This is a genomic window from Mitsuaria sp. BK037 (assembly GCF_014193045.1).
Taxonomy (GTDB): domain Bacteria; phylum Pseudomonadota; class Gammaproteobacteria; order Burkholderiales; family Burkholderiaceae_C; genus Roseateles.
In genome coordinates this window covers 29,447-47,529 of the sequence record NZ_JACHYS010000003.1, presented here as the reverse complement: position 1 = coordinate 47,529, position 18,083 = coordinate 29,447, and the positions used below count along the sequence as shown (strand labels likewise).

The following is an 18,083-nucleotide window of genomic DNA, read 5'->3' as shown; positions in this document are numbered from 1 at the left end:
ACGCAAGGGCGGCGAGCGGCCCGACGACCGCGACGCCGCCTGAGCGCCGCGCTCAGCCCTTGGGCGGCACCAGGAAGCTCAGCGGCTGACGGCGCATGCGCGCCCAGATCGCCGCGCGCACCCGCTTCTGGTCGGCCAGCCGGATCCCGCGTGAGCGCAGCGCCACCTTGAACGCCAGGAAGAAGCTGACGCCCACGTTCAGCACGCCGGTGCCCAGGATGCTGATCACGCAGAGCCAGAACGGCCAGTGCCGCAGCACCTCCCACCCGAGCGCCCCGGCCGCCGCGGCCAGCTGGCCAGTCGACAGCGTCACGTGCCTGACCTCGATCGGCAGGCCGAAGAAACCCAGCAGCGCCGGCACCAGTCCCAGCATCAGGCCCAGGCTGATGTTGGCGGTCAGGCCCGAGATGTTCTCGCGCCACCAGCCCGACCAGCGCTTGGCGCGGGTCGCGCCCAGCGTCGCGACGATGCGCGGGTTCCAGGCGATCGCGCTGTCCAGGCGATGGAAGACGAACCAGTTCTCGACCCAGCCCGCGATCAGGCTGGACGCGAACAGCAGCACCCCGGTGAAGGCCGCGAAGAACAGCGACGGCCCCAGCACGGTGAGCGAATGCAGCACGTGCTCCGCCTCGTGCGCGCCGACCAGCGGCTTGCCCAGGCTCAGCCATGCCGCCAGCTGCACCACCAGCACCATCGGCGCCGCGAGCGCCAGGTTGCCGATGATGCCGGCGGTCTGAGAGCGGAAGAGATGCGCGACCTCGTCCACGAAGGCCGACAGGCCGGCGTCGCTGTCGATGTGGCGCAGCTTGTCGGCCAGGGCCGGCGCGGTCATCGCGGGCTGCTTGGTCGCCACCGTCCAGTGCAGCAGCAGGATGAGCACGAAGCTCACCGCGTAGTTCACCCCCGCCCAGAAGCCGCCCCAGAAGGCCGACAGCCCGATCGCGGCGATCGCGAACTTCATGAAGGTCGTGCCCGCGATCACCAGCCCGCCGCCACCGGCCCGGCGCAGCATGTCGCCGTACTCCTCGCGGTTGCGGGTGATGTAGTGCTCGCCGGTCTCCGCGCTGCGCTCCGCGACCTTGCGCGCCAGCAGCGAGTAATGCCGCGCGAACAGGGTGCGGATGCTGCGGCGCTCATGCACGACCGCCACCAGGTCGGCCACCAGCCGCAGCAGCTCGCGCTGCGGATGCTCGGCCAGCAGCACCGCGAGCAGTTCCTCGACGCGGCGCAGCCGCGCCTGCATCTGCTCGACGCCGAACATCAGGTCCACCGACACGCCGTGCTCTTCCAGGTGGTCCGGCACCGAGCGCACCGCCGCCCGGCATTCGTCCAGCAGCCCGCGCAGGTACTGCAGCCGGGCCGGCAGCCCGGCGTGCGCCGGATCGACCAGCGCCTGCTCGACCTGCTCCCAGGCGGTGGCCAGGTTGCGGAACGGCCGGCTGGCCAGCCGCTGCGGGTCCATGCGCACGCGCAGCGCGCCGGACAGGCCGGCCGAGCGCACCGCGCTCACCAGCACCGTGATGGCGGCGCGCATCTCCTCGCGCCAGTCGCCCTCGGGCGCGCCGGCGAAGAGCAGGCCCAGGCGCTCCAGCAGCTCATCGTCGACGGCGTTGATCCACTGCTCGTCCTGCTCATGCGGGAAGAGCAGCTCGAACAACTCGGCCAGTTCGCGCGTGTCGGCGCTCAGCGGCAGCAGCCGGCGGCGCAGGCGTCCGAGGAATTCATTCCACAGCGCCATGCGCGGCGCGAAGCCGACCTCGGCGAACAGGCCGATCGCGTCCACGTCGGCCCAGACGCTGGCGATCACCTCGGCGAAGGCCTTGGCATGGTCGGGATGGCGCTCCAGCATGCGGAGCAAATAGCGCAGGCGGCGCACCGGCAGCGGCGCGGACGGCGCCGCCGGCGCGGAGCTCTCGACGGCGGCGGCGGTCGCCCGGTCGTCCTTCAGCGGCGCATGGCGCAGCCATTCGATCAATCGCACCAGCCAGAGGTTGCGCTCGGCCAGCGGTGCCTGCGGATGCGCCGCGTTGAGCAGCGCGGTGAGGTCCCAGCCCTGACGACGCAGCATCAATGCAGCGATCCGGAGTCGGCCAGCAGGAACTCGGGCACCTCGGCGTGGAAGACCTCGGCATGCTCGGTGACGCACAGGAAGCGGCCGCCCATCGTGCCGTGGCGGGTTCCGATCTGGGCCCAGGAGCTGTACTGGAAGCGCTCGCCCGGTTGCAGCAGCGGCTGGTGGCCCACGACCGCCAGCCCGTGGACTTCCTGCACCTTGCCGTTGGCGTCGACGATGGTCCAGTGGCGGCCGATCAGCTGCGCGGTGACGTCGCCGCGGTTCTCGATGGTGATCGTGTAGCTGAACGCGAACTCGTTGCGCTCGGGGAAGGTCTGGTCGGCGAGCGGCTCGACGGCCACGCTGCAGTGGAAATGCGGATGTGCCATCGGCGGATTCTAGAGGCCGCCTCCGCTATGCTGGCTACCGCACACAGCAGTGGCAGTACCCGCTCGAACGGCTCCCCCCACGCGACCGGCGCGACCCGGCCATCTCCGTCATGGCAACCAGAGCAGGACCTCCCTCGGCCCCTTCCCGCCCCGACCGGCGCCATGCGCTGGCGCGCGGCTGTGCCCTCGCCGGTGCGGCCGCCGGGCTCGGCCTGGGAGGCTCGCCCGCCGGCGCCGCGCGTGATGCCGCGCGTGATTCCGCCCGTGATGCCGCCCGCGACACCCCCACTGGTGAGGTGTCCCTCCCGACCGCCGCCAGCGCCTCCGGGCCGCTGCGCTTGCGCAGCGCGGCGCAGGCGGGCGCGCCGGCCAAGTACGGCTCCGGCGATCCGCGCCGCCCGGGGCTGTGCGGCGAGATCGTCGCCGCCGTGATGCGCATCGATCCCGGCCTGCGCATCGAGGGCCTGGACCAGGCCGTCCCGCTGCGCCGGCTCGAGCTGATGCTCAGCGCCGGCGAACTCGACGTGTTCTTCTGCCTGCTCAAGTCCGAGCACCGCCATCCGCTGATGCGCTACCTGCCGGTGCCGCTGTATCGGATCGCGCATGTGCTGGCGATGCGCTCCGACGACGAGCGCGTGCCGCGCAGCTGGGACGAGCTGCGCGCCTTCGCCCGCCGCCATCCGCTGCTGCTGGCGCAGGGCACCAAGCTGGCATCGACGCTGCAGGTGGCCGACGTCGCCTTCCAGGACACCGCGCGCAGCGACCGCGAGGCGCTGCAGATGCTGGTCAAGGGCCGGACCGCCGCAGTCTACGGCCAGGACGTCAACCTGCGCGAGGCCGCGCGTGGCGCGGGACTGGAGGGCCAGGTCCGCATCGGCCCGCAGGTCTTCGAGGAGGAGACCCAGTACGCCGTCGTCTCGCGGCGGCTGCCGGAGCCGGTCGTCGAGCGCCTGACCGAGCGGCTGCGCCAGCTCAGCGCTTCCGGCGAGATCGCACGCCTAGCGGAACGCTACCGCTGAGCCCGGGCGTCGTGGCGGCGGCCGCCTTCCTACAATCGTCGACTTTCCCCGTCCGCGGCTCCGCGCCCGCCCCGCCATGAACCCGCCCACCTATCGCATCGCCCCCAGCATCCTGTCCGCCGACTTCGCCAACCTGGGCGAGGAGGTCCGCAACGTGCTGGCCGCCGGCGCGGACTGGATCCACTTCGACGTGATGGACAACCATTACGTGCCCAACCTGACCTTCGGCCCGATGGTCTGCGAGGCGCTGAAGAAACACGCGATCAAGCCCGACGGCACGCCGGCGCCCATCGACGTCCACCTGATGGTGCAGCCGGTGGATGCGCTGGCGCAGGCCTTCTGCCGCGCCGGCGCCAACCTGGTGAGCTTCCATCCCGAGGCCAGCCAGCACGTCGACCGCACGCTGCAGCTGATCAAGGCCGAGGGCGCGCAGGCCGGCCTCGTGTTCAACCCGGCCACGCCGCTGGACGTGCTGGAGTGGGTCATCGACAAGGTCGACCTGGTCCTGATCATGAGCGTCAACCCCGGCTTCGGCGGCCAGAGCTTCATCCCGGGCGCGCTCAAGAAGCTGCAGCAGGCCAAGGCGATGATCCTGGCCAGCGGCCGCGACATCCGCCTGGAGATCGACGGCGGCGTGAAGGTCGACAACATCCGCGAGATCGCGGATTCGGGCGCCGACACCTTCGTCGCCGGCTCGGCCATCTTCGGCAAGCCGGACTACAAGAGCGTCATCGACGCGATGCGCGCCGAGCTGGCGCGCTGATCGGCCAGGAAGCGCGGATCCGGTGACCCGACTGCTGCTTGTCTGCGCGGCCAACCTGTGCCGCTCGCCGATGGCCGAGGCCGTGCTGCGCCTGCGCGCCGGCGAACTGGGGCTGACCGAGGTGCGCTCGGCCGGCGTGTTCGCCTCCTCGAAGGCGCATCCCGTGGACAAGCGCGCGCTGGCGGTGCTGGAGCAGCGCGGCTACGGCATGGACCGGCGCTGGCGCTCGCGCAAGGTCAGGCCCGAGGACTTCGACACGCACGACCTCATCCTCGCCATGGACCGCCAGGTGCTGCGCGGCCTGCGGGCGATGAAGCCGGCGGTGTCGCCGGCGCGGCTGGGGCTGTTCCTGGCGGGCATGACCGGGCTGGGCCTGGACGAGGTGCCCGACCCCTACTACGGCGCGGGCAGCGGCTTCGTGCATGTGCTCGACCTGATCGAGGCCCGCGTCCACACCTGGCCACGCGACGCGGCGGTCTTCCACAAGTCCGTCACCGCCTGATCGCCGCCGCCTGATCTTCGTCGCCCCTGTCCTCCTGTCACGCGCCGACGGTCGTCGCGCCAGAATCGCGCGTCCATGAACTGCCGGGAGGGGCGACGATGAGCGAGCGATTGGCGCAGGGGCCGGATGGCCAGTGGCGCTGCAAGTGGTGCGAGGCGCCGGGCTTCGACGCCTACCGCGACTATCACGACACCGAGTGGGGCTACCCGGTCCACGAGGACCGCCGGCTCTTCGAGAAGCTCTGCCTGGAGGGCTTCCAGTCGGGCCTGTCATGGCGAACGATCCTGGCCAAGCGCGAGAACTTCCGCAAGGCTTTCAAGCAGTTCGAGATCGCCAAGGTCGCGAAGTTCAAGGAAGCCGATGTCGAGCGCCTGCTGGCGGACGAGGGCATCGTGCGCCATCGCGGCAAGATCGAGGCGGTGATCCACAACGCCTCGCGGGCGCTGGAGTTGCAGAAGGAAGCCGGCTCGCTGGCCGCGTTCTTCTGGCGCTTCGAGGACCCGGAGGAGGGCGGCGACGTGCGGCCGACTTCGGACACCTCGATCAAGCTCTCCAAGGAACTGAAGAAGCGCGGCTGGAAGTTCGTCGGCCCCACGACGGTCTACGCGTTCATGCAGGCGATGGGTCTGATCAACGACCACGCCCCGGGCTGCATCGGAAGGAGCGCCGCCACCGCTGCCCGCCACGAATTCCGACCGCCCCGGTGACCCTGGGCCGGCATGGGGCTTGGGGGTCCAGGAGGGAGCCCCCATGCCCCGTGGAGGCCGCGCTTGGCGATGGCAGTTGGTTGGCCTCTGTCAGTCCGCCTGCCCTGGCGCCGGCTGCTGCGCCGGATGGTCGGCATGGGCAGGATGTTCAGTCAGCCGCGTGTGGGCCACCTCCCGCGTGTCGGGCCCCTTCCCACTGAAGCGATCGAGCGCCAGGTAGATCACCGGCGTGATGTAGAGCGTCACTGCCTGCGACAGGATCAGCCCGCCGACCACCGCCAGCCCCAGCGGCTGGCGCAGTTCCGCGCCGGCGCCCAGCCCCAGCGCGATCGGCAGCGCGCCCATCAGCGCCGCCATCGTCGTCATCATGATCGGACGGAAGCGCAGGATGCAGGCCTCGCGGATCGCCTCGGCCGGCGTCATGCCGCCGTTGCGCTGCGCGTCCAGCGCGAAGTCGATCATCATGATCGCGTTCTTCTTCACGATGCCCACCAGCATCAGGATGCCGATCGTCGCGATGATGGTCAGCTCCATGCCCGCCAGCTGCAGCGTCAGCAGCGCGCCCACCGCCGCCGAGGGCAGCCCCGCCAGGATGGTCAGCGGATGGATGTAGCTCTCGTAGAGCACGCCCAGCAGCACGTAGATCACCGCCACCGCCAGCACGATCAGCAGCACCTGGCCGCCCTGCGAGTCCTTGAACACCGCCGCGTCGCCGCCGTAGCTGGTGATGATGGATGGCGGCAGTCCGATCTCGCGCGTGAACTGGTCGATCTTCGCCGTCGCATTGCCCAGCGGCACGTCCGGCGCGAGGTTGAAGCTCAGCGTGATCGCCTGCAGCTGGCCCTGGTGGTTGACCGCGGTGGGGCCGAGCTCGCGCTTGACGCTGGCGAAGGCGGTCAGCGGCACCATCGTGCTGCTCCTGCCGCGCAAGTAGATCTTGTCGAAGGCGTCCTCGCTCAGCCGGTCGCTGTCGGTCGCTTCCATGATCACCTGGTAGGTGTTGCTCTCCGCGTAGATGCTCGAGACCTGGCGCTCGCCGAAGGCCGAGTACAGCGCATTGCGCAGGTCCTGCATCTGCACGCCCAGCAGCGTGGCGCGTTCGCGGTCGATCACGAGGTTGGCCTGCAGGCCGCGCAGCTGCGAGTCGCTGGTGACGTCGCGGAACACCGGGTCGTTGCGCAGCTTGTCCTGCAGCTTCACCGCCCAGCTGTTGAGCTCGCCGGTGCTGACCGACTGCAGCGTGTACTGGTAACGGCTCTTGGACTGCCGGCCGCCGAGCTGCAGGTTCTGCACCGGCCGGAGGTACACGGCGATGCCAGGCACGGCGCGCAGCTTCTTGCGCAGCTGCTCCAGCACCTGCGGCATCGCGGGGCGCTCCGAGCGCGGCTTCAGGTTGATGAAGAGCCGGCCGGTGTTGACGTTGCCGCCGCCCCCGCCGCCACCTACCGCGGCGGAGACCGACGACACCGACGGATCCTCCTGGACGACGGTGGCGACGCGCTCCTGCAGCACCGTCATCGCGGCGAAGGAGATGTCTTCCGACGCCTCGGTGCTGGCCTGGATCTGGCCGATGTCCTCTTCCGGGAAGAAGCCCTTGGGGATCGCGATCCACAGCCAGGCGCTGGCGACGAAGCTCGCGATCGCCACCGCGCCGATCACCCAGCGATGCCGCAGTGCCCAGTCCAGCGAGGCCGTGTAGCGGTCCAGCACCCAGGTGAAGCCGGCTTCGAACGTGCGGCCCAGCGCGTTTTCTTCGACCTCGTGATGGCTGCTCAGGAAGCGGCTGCACAGCATCGGCACCAGCGTCAGCGACACGCCGGCCGAGACCATGATCGCCAGCGACACCACCACCGCGAACTCGTGGAACAGCAGCCCGATGACGCCCGGCATGAAGAAGATCGGGATGAGCACCGCCACCAGCGAGATCGAGATCGACAGGATGGTGAACGCCATCTCGCGCGCGCCGCGGATGGCGGCGTCGAACGGGGCCATGCCGTCCTCGACGTGGCGCACGATGTTCTCGAGCATCACGATCGCGTCGTCGACCACCAGGCCCACGGCCAGCGTGATGCCCAGCAGCGAGATGTTGTCCAGGCTGTAGCCCAGCGCGAACAGCAGCGTCACCGCGCCGATCAGCGAGATCGGCAGCGACAGCGTCGGGATCAGCGTCGCGACCATGCGGCGCAGGAACAGGAAGATCACCATCACGACCAGCGCCACGGTGAGCGCGAGCGTGAAGTAGACGTCGTGCAGCGACTCGCGGATCGAGACCGAGCGGTCATTGAGCGTGCTCATCTGCACCGAGGCCGGCAGCTGCGCGGCAAAGCGCGGCAGCATCGCCTTGACCGCGTCCACGACCTTCACCGTGTTGGCGTCGGGCTGGCGCTGCACGGCCAGCACGATGGAGCGCTCGCCATTGAAGTTGGAGAAGGACTTGACGGTCTCGTAGCTGTCCTGGACGTCGGCCACCTCGCGCAGGAACACCGGCGCGCCGTTGCGCGTGGCCACGACGATGCCGCCGAAGGCCGCGGCGTCGCGCAGCTGCTTGTTGGCCTGGATGGTCAGCGTCTGGCGCGTGCCGTCCAGCGTGCCGACCGGCGTGTTGGCGTTGGCGCCCTTGACCGCGGCCTGCAGCTCGTCCAGCGTGATGTTGCGCTGCTGCAGCAGCTCGTTGCGCGCCTTGATGCGCACCGCGAAGCGCTTCTGGCCGTAGATCGAGACCTGCGCCACGCCGTCGATGGTGGACAGGCTGGGGGTGATCAGGTTCTCGGCGTAGTCGTTGAGCTCCGACAGGTTGATCGACGGCGAGGTCAGCGCCACCAGCAGCACCGGCGCGTCGGCCGGGTTGACCTTGCGGTACGACGGCGGCGTCGTCATCTCGGTGGGCAGCGCGCGCAGCGAGCGGAACAGCGCCGCCTGCACGTCGACGGCGGCGGCGTCGATGTCGCGCGAGGGGTCGAACTCCAGCGTCAGCGAGCTGTTGCCCAGCGTGTTGGTGGAGGAGATCGTCGTGATGCCGGCGATCGTCGAGAACTGCTTCTCCAGCGGCAGCGCGACCGAGGAGGCCATGGTCTCGGGGCTGGCGCCGGGTAGCACCGCCTGGACGTTGATGACCGGCGTGTTGAAGCTGGGCAGCGCGGCGACCGGGATGCGGCTCCAGGCGGCGATGCCGGCGACGACCAGCGCGATGTTCAGCAGCACGGTCATGACCGGCCGCCGGATGAAGAGTTCGGTGAGATTCATGGCGTCGTTCGCGGCGGGGGCGGGGGCGTCGAATCGGAGCCGGGGGCTCAGGGCGCGGCGACGTCGGTGGCGGACGCGCCACCGCCCGCGGCGGCGGAGGCCGCGGCCAGGCGCACGGCCGCGGCCGGATCGACCGCGGCGGGCTGGGTGCGCAGCGGCGTGCCGGGGCGCAGGTTCTGCTTGCCGTCGAGCACGACCATCGCGCCGGCGTCCACGCCGTCCACCACCGCCATCTCGCCGAAGGTGTAGCGCAGCTTGACGGGCTTGAGCTGGGCGGTCTTGTCCGGGCCGACGACGTAGACCTGGCGGTCGCTGCCGCGCAGGATGATCGCGGCCTGCGGGATCACCACGACGCCGGGCAGGCTGCGCAGCGTCATGCGCACGCGCAGGTACTGGCCGGGCCAGAGCTTTTGCGCGCCGTTCTCGAACTCGGCCTTGAGCTTGATGGTGCCGGTGGTGGCGTCGACGAGGTTGTCCACGAAGGTCAGCTTGCCGCGCGCGACGGCGTCGACCGGCTTGCCGCCGCGGCTGTCCTTGCGAGAAGGGCCGCCCTCGATGGCGGGAAGCACCACCTGGACTTCGGGCGGCGCGGCCTTGGCGTTGCCGCCTTGCGGGCGCATCGCGTCGAGCACCGGCGCGAGTTCGGTCTCGGGCAGGTTGAAGCTGATGGCGATTGGATCGATCTGGACGATGTTGACCAGCGGCGAGCCGGTCGCGCTGGCCTGCACCAGGCTGCCGGGCCAGACGTTGACGGCGCCGGCGCGGCCGGCGAAGGGCGCGCGGATCTCGTTGTAGCTGAGCGCCACGGTGGCGGACTGGACGGCGGCCGCGTCGCCATCGACCAGGCTGCGGCCGGCCTCGAGGTTGGCCAGCGCCGTGTCGACCGCGCTTTGCGCGACGAACTTCTGGGCGAGCAGGTCCTTGGCGCGTTCGTACTGGCGCTGCAGGTCGGCGAGGCTGGCCTTGTCTCGGGCGAGCTGGGCGCGGGCCTTGTCGAGGTTGGCGCGGTCCGCGCGCTCATCGAAGCGGAACAGCGGCTGGCCCTTGGCGACGGTCTGCCCGTCGCGCACCAGCACGTCGCGGACGGTGGAGGTGGTCTGGGCGCGGATGTCGACCTGGTTGATCGGCGTGACGGTGCCGCTGGCCTCGACGGTGACCGGCACGTCGCGGCGCTGCGCCGTGACGACGCCGACCAACTGCGTGCCGCCCGCGCCCGAGGCCCCGCGCGCCGGCGCGGGCGCGCCGTCGGCGGTGACGGCGCCGGACCGGCCATCTGCCGATCGGGCCTTCCACCACCAGCCGCCGCCGGCGACCAGCAACAGGACGATCAAGGACAGGGCGAGGGACTGGCGGCGCATGAACACGTTCTCCAACGACGGTCTTCTTCGAGGGGCGCGGAAGCTTAGGCCGCGGTCCTGCGATGAATGTTTCGTTCAGGTTAATCCTGCGTAGGACGGAGGAAAACCGTGCGATTGGAGCGTGTTCGGGCGGGGCGGGGGCCGGCGCCCGCGGGCGTCAGAGGCCCTTGAGCGCCTTCGCCAAGGCGGCGCCCACCTGGGCGTTGTGTTTGACCAGCGCGATGTTGGTGACCAGGCTCGCGCCGCCGCTGAGGTCCTTGATGCGGGCGAGCAGGTAGGGCGTGACCGCCTTGCCGCTGATGCCCCGGGCGCCGGCCTCGGCCAACGCCTGCGCGATGAAACCGTCGATCAGCGCCTTGGGCATCGCGTGCGCTTCCGGCACCGGGTTGCTGATGACCGCGCCGCCGCCCAGGCCCAGCGCCCATTTCGCGCGCAGGAACTTCGCCTGCTCCGCCGGCGCGTCGATGCGGAAGTCCGCCTTCAGTCCGCTGTCGCGCATGTAGAACGCGGCGAAATTCTCCTGGCCCACCGACAGCACCGGCACACCGTGCGTCTCCAGGTATTCCAGCGTCAGCGCCAGGTCCAGGATGCTCTTGGCGCCGGCGCACACCACGGCCACCGGCGTGCGCGCCAGTTCCTGCAGGTCGGCGGAGATGTCGAAGCTGGTCTCCGCGCCACGATGCACGCCGCCGATGCCGCCGGTGACGAAGACCTCGATGCCGGCCAGCCGGGCACAGATCATCGTCGCGGCGACCGTCGTCGCGCCGATGCGGCCGGTGGCCAGCGCGTACGGCAGGTCGCGGCGGCTGAGCTTCATCGCGTCGGGAGACTGACCCAGCAGCTCGAGCTGCGCGTCGTTCAGGCCGACGCGGATCTTGCCGTCCAGCACCGCGATCGTCGCCGGCACGGCGCCGTGCGCCCGGACGATGGCCTCGACCTCGCGGGCCGTCTGCACGTTCTGCGGATACGGCATGCCGTGGGAAATGATGGTCGACTCCAGCGCCACCAGCGGGCGGCCCTCGGCGCGCGCGGCGGCCACCTCGGGGGAGAAATCGATCAGGGTGGCGTCGAAGCGGTCTTGCGTGTTCATGCGGTCTCTCTCGAATTCATGAGGTCGGGGTCAGACAAGCAGCGCCGGGCTCAGCGCCTCGCTGACCGTCGCGTCGCTCTGCAGCGTCAGCGCGGCCAGTCGCAGGCCCAGCGCGCAGGCGCCGCGCAGGTCGTCGGGATCGCGGTGCAGCGCCGCGGCGATGCCGGCGGTCATCGCGTCGCCGGCGCCGGTGACCTCGCGGATGGCCGCGGGATCCAGCGGCGGCGGGGCGAGCAAGGCGAGCTCATCCCCATCGGAATGGCGCACGCCCCGCGCGCCATCGCTGATCACCAGCCGCTGCAGGCCGGCCTCGCGCAGCGCATGCCAGGCGCCGCGGAGCGCGCCGTCGTCGGGCAGCGCGCGGCCGACCAGCGCCTGCAGCTCGCCGCGATTCAGCACCAGCAGCTCCACGCCGCGCAGGTCGGGGCCCAGGCGCGCCATCTTTGGTTCCGACACGGCGACGAGCAGCAATCGCTGCTCGCGCAGTCGGGCCTCGGCGCGCAGCTCGTCGAGCGTCTCGCGCGGCAGGTTCAGGTCGGCGACGAGCCAGCGCGCCGGCGCCCGCTGCGGTGCGGTCTGGCGCAGGAACGCGGGATCGAGCCGGTCGGTGAGTTCCATGTGCGCAAGCGCCAGCACCAGCTCGCCGTGCGGATCGAGCACCGCGGTGTAGCTGCCCGTCGCCGCGTCCATCGCCTGCAGCGAGCCCGCGCAATCGACGCCGAGCGCCTGCAGCTGCGCCAGCAAGGCCTGTCCCGCGGCATCGCGGCCGACGGCCGTCAGCAGATGCACCGGCAGGCCGAGCCGCGCGAGGTTCTCGGCGATGTTGCGGGCGACGCCGCCGGCGGTTTCATGCTGGGTCGCGGGATTGGAACTGCCCACGCGCAGCGGCCCGAGGCCACGCAGCTTGCGGTCGAGGTTGGTGCCGCCTATGCAGACGATGGGCTGGCGCTGCGGGAGCACATAGGCGCGACCGAGGATGCGGCCCTCCTTCGTCAGCTGCGCGAGGTGGCCGGCGACGGCCGAGCGCGACAAGCCGAGCTGGTCGGCCAGTTCCTGCTGGCTGATGAAGGGGTTGGATTCGACCAGGGCGAGCAACTGGTCTTTGGACGAAGACATGCAGGCATTCTAGACAAATGTCTTTACAGGAAACAAATGTCCAATGCGATTCTGCGGTCAAGGCGCGTCCACTCGTCCTGACCTTTCATGTTCCAGCGCTGCTGCCCATCGGGCCGCCCCCTCACCCCCACCCTCCCCCTGCGGGGGCGAGGGAGTAAGTAATAGGCCCTCTCCCGCTTGCGGGAGAGGGAGGGGTGAGGGCCAGCAGCCTCAGAAGAACCCGAGCTTCTGCTGCGAGTAGCTGACCAGCAGGTTCTTGGTCTGCTGGTAATGGTCCAGCATCATCTTGTGGGTTTCGCGCCCGATGCCCGATTCCTTGTAGCCGCCGAAGGTCGCATGCGCCGGATACGCGTGATAGCAGTTGGTCCACACGCGCCCGGCCTTGATGCCCTTGCCCATCCGGAAGGCGGTGTTGATGTCGCGCGACCACACCCCCGCACCCAGCCCATAGGGCGTGTCGTTGGCGATGCGCAGCGCCTCCTCCTCGGTCTTGAAGGTGGTGACGGCCAGCACCGGGCCGAAGATCTCCTCGCGGAAGATCCGCATGTCGTTGGTCCCCTTGAACAGCGTCGGCTGGATGTAATACCCGCCCGCCAGGTCCCCGCCGAGCTGCGCGCGTCCGCCACCAATGAGGCACTGCGCGCCTTCCTGCTTGCCGATCTCGAGATAGGACAGGATCTTGTCGAGCTGCATCGACGAGGCCTGCGCGCCCATCATCGTGTCGGTGTCCAGCGGGTTGCCCTGCTTGATCGCCTTGACGCGGTCGATCGCGCGGGCGATGAAGCGGTCGTAGATCGATTCATGGATCAGCGCGCGCGACGGGCAGGTGCAGACCTCGCCCTGGTTGAACGCGAACAGCACCAGGCCTTCGATCGCCTTGTCGAAGAGGTCATCGTCCTGGGCGGCGATGTCGGGGAAGAAGACGTTGGGGCTCTTGCCGCCGAGCTCGAGCGTCGCGGGGATCAGGTTGGTCGCGGCCGCCTGCGCGATGACGCGGCCGGTCGCCGTCGAGCCGGTGAACGCCACCTTGGCGATGCGCTTGCTCTGCGCCAGCGGCATGCCCGCTTCCTTGCCGTAGCCGTTGACGATGTTGAGCACGCCCGGCGGCAGCAGGTCGGCGATCAGCTCGGTCAGCACCAGGATGCTCACCGGCGTCGACTCCGCCGGCTTGAGCACCACGGCATTGCCCGCGCCCAGCGCCGGCGCCAGCTTCCACGCGGCCATCAGGATCGGGAAGTTCCACGGAATGATCTGACCCACGACGCCCAGCGGCTCGTGGAAGTGGTACGCGACGGTGTTCGCGTCGATCTCGCTGAGCGCGCCCTCCTGCGCCCGCAGGCAACCGGCGAAGTAGCGGAAGTGGTCGACCGCCAGCGGCAGGTCGGCATTGAGCGTCTCCCGCATCGGCTTGCCGTTGTCGATGGTCTCGGCGTAGGCGAGCCGCTCCAGGTTCTGCTCGATGCGGTCGGCGATGCGCAGCAGCACGTTGGCGCGCTCGGCCGCCGGGGTCGCGCCCCAGCGCTCGGCGGCGGCATGCGCCGCGTCCAGCGCCAGTTCGATGTCCGCGGCATTCGAGCGCGCCGCCTGCGTGTAGACCTGCCCGGTGATGGGCGTGATGACGTCGAAGTACTGGCCGTCCCGCGGCGCGGTCCATTGGCCACCGATGAAGTTGTCGTAGCGGGGCTTGAACTGCAGCGGGGCGCCGGCGGCGTTGGGCTTGGCGTAGATCATGGCTTGTCTCCGTGGTTGATGAGGCGTCGAACGCCCGCCCCCGCTTTGCATGGGCCGTGCCAGCGCCCGCTTCGCGCCGAAGACCCTGCTCGGCGGCGGAAAGCCGCTTCTCTTTTCGACAGGCTTTGGTCAGGATCGGTCCACAGACTGGTCCCGGCATCGCCGCGATGGCGCAGGTGTTCCGGAATGGCGCAACCCGGGTGCGGATTCCGGCTCAAACCCGCGATCGCGTCGATGGCGAGGACCGGGCGGACCGTCGAGGCCGAGGGCGCCGACGCAAGGAGACGACAGGATGGTGAAAACCCCGAGCGGCGCCGCGCTGGCGCCGAGGCTGCTGCGCGCCGCGCGGCGCGAGCTGCTGGACACCGGTCGGCTCAGCGTCGAGGCGCTGGACGAGGGCCTGAGCCGCAGCTGGCTGCGCAGCCGTGATTTCGGCCTGGACCCGGTCGGCCGTCCGCCGGGCGCGCCGCATGCGTCGGGCGCCCAGCTCAGGCGCGCGCTGGAGCGGCAGCACGAGCTGGTGGCCCATGCGCGGCCGGTGATGGAAGACCTCTTCGAGCAGACACGCGACAGCGACGGCCTGGTCATCCTGGCCGACGCGCAAGGCCTGCTGCTGGGCGCGCTGGGGGATGGCCGCTTCGTCGACCGGGCGCAGCGGGTGGCGCTGCGGCCCGGCGCGATCTGGGACGAGCGCTGGCGCGGCACGAACGCGATCGGCACGGCGCTGGCGGAGCAGCGGCCGGTGGCGGTGCTCGGCGGCGAGCACTTCCTTGAGCGCAATGCGTTCCTCAGCTGCACCGCGGCGCCGATCCGCGATCCGCAGGGGCGCGTGCTGGGCGTGCTGGACATCTCCGGCGAGCAGCGCGGCTTCCAGCGGCACACGCTGGCGCTGGTGCGCTCGGCGGCGCGGATGGTGGAGCACCGGCTGTTCCAGACGCGGCATGCCGACGGCCTGCGCCTGCAGCTCCACCTGCAGCCCGAGGGCCTGGGCACGCCGACCGAAGGGCTGCTGGCGCTCAGCGACGACGGCTGGATCCTGGGCTGCAACGCGGCGGCGCAGGCATGGCTGGGCGCCGAGGCGGCGCGGCCGAGTCCGCTGGAGGCGCTGCTGCCCCTGCGGTGGGCCGAGCTGATGGACTGGGCCCGCGAAGGCGGCGAGGGCGCGCGGCTGCTGCGCCGCGAGGACGCACCGCCGCTGTGGTTGCGGCTGGACGCGCCGCGCGGATGGCGGCGACCGGCGCCGGCGCCGCGAGGGCATGGGGCGACGGTGGTCGATGTGGAGGCCCAGGCCGAGGTGGCGATGACGCGCCCGGTGGCGCTCGATCTCGCACCGGCGGAGCAGGCGTCGCGCACGGCGATGCCCGCGTCGATGACGCCCGATGCGCTGCATCTGCTGGACCTTGGCGACGCGGCGATGCACCAGGCGGTGATGCGGGCGCGGCGGGTGCTGGACAAGCCGATCCCGTTGCTGCTGCAGGGCGAGTCCGGCGTGGGCAAGGACCTGTTCGCGCGCGCCGTCCACGACAGCGGCCCGCGACGTGGCCGGGCCTATGTCGCGGTGAACTGCGCGGCCCTGCCGGAGTCGCTGATCGAGGCGGAGCTCTTCGGCTACCGGCCCGGCGCCTTCACCGGGGCCTCGCGCGATGGCGCGCAGGGGCGGCTGAGGGAAGCGCATGGCGGCACCCTGTTCCTCGACGAGATCGGCGACATGCCGCTGCCCCTGCAGGCGCGGCTGCTGCGCGTGCTGCAGGACCGGCAGGTGCAGCCGCTGGGCGGCGGGCCGGCGGTGGCGGTGGACTTCCAGCTGATCGGCGCGAGCCACCGGCCGCTGCGTCAGCTGGTCGCGCAGGGCCTGTTCCGCGAGGACCTGTACTACCGGCTCAACGGGCTGACACTCTGCCTGCCGCCGGTGCGAGAGCGCCAGGACCTGCCGATGCTGGTGGCGCGATTGCTGGCGGCGATCGAGCCGGCGCGGCGGGTGGAACTGGATCCGCCGCTGGCGCGCGAGCTGATGGCCTATCGCTGGCCGGGCAACGTCCGGCAGCTGGAACAGGCCCTGCGCATCGCCTGCGCGCTGATGGAGCCCGGCGAGTCGGTCATCCGCCGCGGGCACCTGCCGGATGACCTCGTCGAGGAACTGGACCAGGGCGCGCCGCTGCCGATTCCGGTGCTGCGGCCGGAGCGGCCGGTCGCCGCCGAGGCCGAGGGGAGTCCCGAGTTCGCCCGCGCTGCGGATGGACGTCCGGCGCCCCCGGCGATGTTGCGCGAGCAGTCGCGGGCCCACGCCCGCCGCGTGCTGGCGGACTGCGGCGGCAACCATTCGGAGGCCGCGCGGCGGCTGGGCATCGGTCGCAACACGCTGTACCGGCTGCTCAAGGGGCCGGCATCCGCGTCGGGCGAGTAGCACCCGGGCACTCGGCGTCGGACCTGTAAGGCGACGCCTGACAGGCTGATCAGCGGATCGCTGCCGCCGCCTTGCGCCGAACCCGGCTTCCGAGGGCGAGCCGGCGCCCCTATTCTTTCGGTCATGCGGTCCAGGTTTCTGGTGGTGGATTGCAGAGGCGCAAGCCGGACGTCAATGGGTAAGGCGGGCATCCGAAAGGATGTCCGCCTTCGTCTTTTGGGGCGCTGCGATGGGCCGTATCGGGGGCGATCAGGGGGTGATCAAGCGGCGAACTGGCGGATCGCCCGACCCACGCGCGCGGTTTCGAGCAGGACGCTCAGTTCCTCCATCAGCTCGTCGCCATGCGAGCACGGGATGCTCAGGAAGTTGTAGACCAGGGTCACCGGATAGTCGCCCTCGGTGCCGGTGGTCCAGCCGGCGATGATCCGGCCTTCCCGGTCGTTCTCGGTGCTCTGGATCACGAGGCGTTCCCGCTGGTCCGCGATGCTCATCACCCGCTCGTCCTGGGCGTTGTGGAACTCGCCGACATGCAGCCGGGCCTTGCCGAAGGTGGCGCTCTGGATGGCGATGTCCAGTCGATCGAGGATGCCGCGGATCTCGGCGCGCTCGCCGTCCGCGGTGGAGGCGGCGTTGAGCCCTTGATGGATGCTTTTCGCGAAGTCGATCATGAGGGCTGCCTTTCGAAATGTCCGACGATGGGAAGGTGGTCGAAGAAGGGATGCGGGGCGAGGGGGTCGTCGCTCGACTCGAGCGCCGGCAGGGGAGCGACCCGGGTGTTCGCCTCGTTCAGGCGCCAGCCGAACCGTCCGCAGAGCACCGAGGACGAGACGATCAACTGGTCGAAGGTGCGCCAGTGGGAAAAGCGGCCGCCAGCGTGGAAGTAGGTGCCCGGGTCGCAGCTGCGATCCTCGGCGGCGCCCGGCGGAAAGGCGTGGAGATGCCGCCAGAAGGGGTTGTAGAAGAGCCGCCGGTTCCGCTTCACCCGGTCGCGATCGCGGCTTGCATGGAGATAGCGCTCCATGCCCTCGTCGAAGGGTTCATCGTTGAAATCGCCGACCAGGACGACGTTCGCATCGGGCAGGTACCTCAGGATCTGGTCGTCGATCCAGCGACGCAGGAAAGCGGCCAGGTGCGTCCGTTCGACATCGTGCCGGTCCATGAACAGCCGGCTCGGCCAGTGCGATGCGATCAGGTGCAGCGGCTGGTTGCCATCGCGCAGGCGGACCAGGAAGGCCTGGCCGACCTTGCGGATCCCGCCTCCCTCGTCCTGGATGATCGACCGGTCGAACTCCACCGTGATGCGATCGGTCCGGCTCAGGACGCATTGCGAGAAGCGGCTCCGTCCCGCAGGGTGGAAGGCCTTCAGCCAGGTGTAGTCCGCCCGCGCGATCGGGCAGGCGTCGTGCAGTCCGTCGATGCTGCGCTCGGCCATCTCGCCCAGCACGATCACGTCCGCCCGGACCACTTCGATCAGGTGTCGCAGCACCTGCGCGGCTGCCTGGAAATGGGCCGGTCCAGCGCGGTCCGGGACGCGCGTCGGCGACAGGCCGGTGTTCCACCACGCGATGTGGATGCCCGGATCGGCGGGGAGGGGAGAAGTCTTCATGGTCGGCGTCGGTAGGGACGGGCAGTCACTCTACGAGGACGTCCGCGAGCGCGCCACGCCCGCGGCGCAATCGAATGAGTGGACTTCCCGCCGGTCCTGCCG

General features: G+C 70.5%; 14 protein-coding genes. 5 read left to right on the top strand and 9 right to left on the bottom strand.

The genetic code is table 11. The features are described 5' to 3' along the window. Positions 1-52: 52 nt before the first annotated feature. Complete coding sequence (locus FHT37_RS16980) at positions 53-2,068, bottom strand: site-specific recombinase (protein ID WP_183483124.1); 2,016 nt, start codon at positions 2,066-2,068, stop codon at positions 53-55. Continuing rightward, positions 2,068-2,442, bottom strand: a complete 375-nt coding sequence (gene apaG / locus FHT37_RS16975) for a Co2+/Mg2+ efflux protein ApaG (RefSeq protein WP_091728220.1) — start codon at positions 2,440-2,442, stop codon at positions 2,068-2,070. The genes FHT37_RS16980 and apaG overlap by 1 nt, the downstream gene beginning before the upstream one ends. A gap of 296 nt (positions 2,443-2,738) precedes the next feature. On the opposite strand from apaG, the gene FHT37_RS16970 reads away from it, so the two are divergent. The 4 genes from FHT37_RS16970 to FHT37_RS16955 all read left to right on the top strand — a co-directional run bounded on the left by FHT37_RS16970 (position 2,739) and on the right by FHT37_RS16955 (position 5,433). Next, positions 2,739-3,461, top strand: a complete 723-nt coding sequence (locus FHT37_RS16970) for an ABC transporter substrate-binding protein (RefSeq protein WP_175538361.1) — start codon at positions 2,739-2,741, stop codon at positions 3,459-3,461. 76 nt (positions 3,462-3,537) lie between these two features. Continuing rightward, positions 3,538-4,224 (top strand): ribulose-phosphate 3-epimerase, encoded by a 687-nt coding sequence (gene rpe / locus FHT37_RS16965; protein ID WP_147241869.1) that lies wholly within the window; start codon positions 3,538-3,540, stop codon positions 4,222-4,224. 22 nt (positions 4,225-4,246) lie between these two features. Further along, entirely contained in the window at positions 4,247-4,726 is a 480-nt protein-coding gene (locus tag FHT37_RS16960) for a low molecular weight protein-tyrosine-phosphatase (protein ID WP_217648453.1), read from the top strand. A gap of 98 nt (positions 4,727-4,824) precedes the next feature. Next, entirely contained in the window at positions 4,825-5,433 is a 609-nt protein-coding gene (locus tag FHT37_RS16955; protein ID WP_091728209.1) for a DNA-3-methyladenine glycosylase I, read from the top strand. Positions 5,434-5,523: 90 nt separating this feature from the next. On the opposite strand, the gene FHT37_RS16950 is transcribed toward FHT37_RS16955, so the two are convergent. From FHT37_RS16950 to FHT37_RS16930, 5 genes are all read right to left on the bottom strand, one after another. Then, positions 5,524-8,676, bottom strand: a complete 3,153-nt coding sequence (locus FHT37_RS16950; protein ID WP_183483122.1) for an efflux RND transporter permease subunit — start codon at positions 8,674-8,676, stop codon at positions 5,524-5,526. Positions 8,677-8,723: 47 nt separating this feature from the next. Further along, positions 8,724-10,034: an efflux RND transporter periplasmic adaptor subunit gene (locus tag FHT37_RS16945; protein ID WP_183483120.1), complete on the bottom strand. Its 1,311-nt coding sequence runs from the start codon at positions 10,032-10,034 to the stop codon at positions 8,724-8,726. Positions 10,035-10,191: 157 nt separating this feature from the next. Further along, positions 10,192-11,124, bottom strand: a complete 933-nt coding sequence (locus FHT37_RS16940) for a pseudouridine-5'-phosphate glycosidase (protein ID WP_183483118.1) — start codon at positions 11,122-11,124, stop codon at positions 10,192-10,194. A 30-nt stretch (positions 11,125-11,154) separates the two neighbouring features. After that, complete coding sequence (locus FHT37_RS16935; protein ID WP_183483116.1) at positions 11,155-12,240, bottom strand: carbohydrate kinase; 1,086 nt, start codon at positions 12,238-12,240, stop codon at positions 11,155-11,157. A 210-nt stretch (positions 12,241-12,450) separates the two neighbouring features. Continuing rightward, positions 12,451-13,971 (bottom strand): aldehyde dehydrogenase family protein, encoded by a 1,521-nt coding sequence (locus tag FHT37_RS16930; RefSeq protein WP_091728193.1) that lies wholly within the window; start codon positions 13,969-13,971, stop codon positions 12,451-12,453. 292 nt (positions 13,972-14,263) lie between these two features. Here FHT37_RS16930 and FHT37_RS16925 point away from each other — a divergent pair, with 292 nt between their 5' ends. Next, positions 14,264-16,375 (top strand): sigma-54-dependent Fis family transcriptional regulator, encoded by a 2,112-nt coding sequence (locus tag FHT37_RS16925; RefSeq protein ID WP_183483114.1) that lies wholly within the window; start codon positions 14,264-14,266, stop codon positions 16,373-16,375. A gap of 260 nt (positions 16,376-16,635) precedes the next feature. Here the strand turns inward: FHT37_RS16925 and FHT37_RS16920 are convergent, their stop codons facing one another. Further along, the gene (locus tag FHT37_RS16920; protein WP_147241088.1) at positions 16,636-17,043 is read right to left on the bottom strand and encodes a hypothetical protein; all 408 of its coding nucleotides are present in this window, start codon (positions 17,041-17,043) and stop codon (positions 16,636-16,638) included. Beyond that, positions 17,040-17,981 carry an endonuclease/exonuclease/phosphatase family protein gene (locus tag FHT37_RS16915; RefSeq protein ID WP_183483112.1) on the bottom strand — a complete coding sequence of 314 codons (942 nt, stop codon included), beginning with the start codon at positions 17,979-17,981 and terminating at the stop codon, positions 17,040-17,042. The genes FHT37_RS16920 and FHT37_RS16915 overlap by 4 nt, the downstream gene beginning before the upstream one ends. Positions 17,982-18,083 lie beyond the last annotated feature (102 nt).